1 protein-coding gene is annotated in these 418 nt (G+C 67.9%); it reads right to left on the reverse strand.

The annotated features are described in order from the left end of the window. Positions 1–344 (reverse strand): MFS transporter (locus GSF22_RS34225; protein WP_208817999.1); only part of this gene is annotated, 344 nt, incomplete at its 3' end. Positions 345–418: the final 74 nt, after the last annotated feature.

Here is a 418-nt window from a genome sequence, read left to right on the forward strand (position 1 = left end):
TACGTGGGCAGCGCTCCGATGAGCGTCGTGGCGCCGGTCATCAGCAGCAGCACCAGGATCAGCGTGGGCCGGCGGCCGATCCGGTCGCCGATCCGGCCGAAGACGGCGGCGCCGATGGGGCGGAAGAAGAACGCGATCCCGAAGGAGGCGTAGGTCTTGACCAGGCCCTCGAGCTCGTTGCCGCCGTCCGGGGTGAAGAAGTTCGCGGCGATGATCGTCGCGAAGAAACCGTAGACACCGAACTCGTACCACTCGATGAAGTTGCCGACCGAACCGGCCACCAGCGCACGGCGCGGGGCCCGCCCGGCAGCACGTTCGCTGGGATCCGCTGGGGACGTCGTCACATCCGGGCCCTTTCAGCCGTCACCGCCAAGGGGATGTGATGTCCGTACCCGTAAGGGAGCGCGGCTACCGGTAC

It is taken from the genome of Micromonospora echinofusca, from assembly GCF_017614955.1.
GTDB classification, from domain to species: domain Bacteria; phylum Actinomycetota; class Actinomycetes; order Mycobacteriales; family Micromonosporaceae; genus Micromonospora; species Micromonospora echinofusca_A.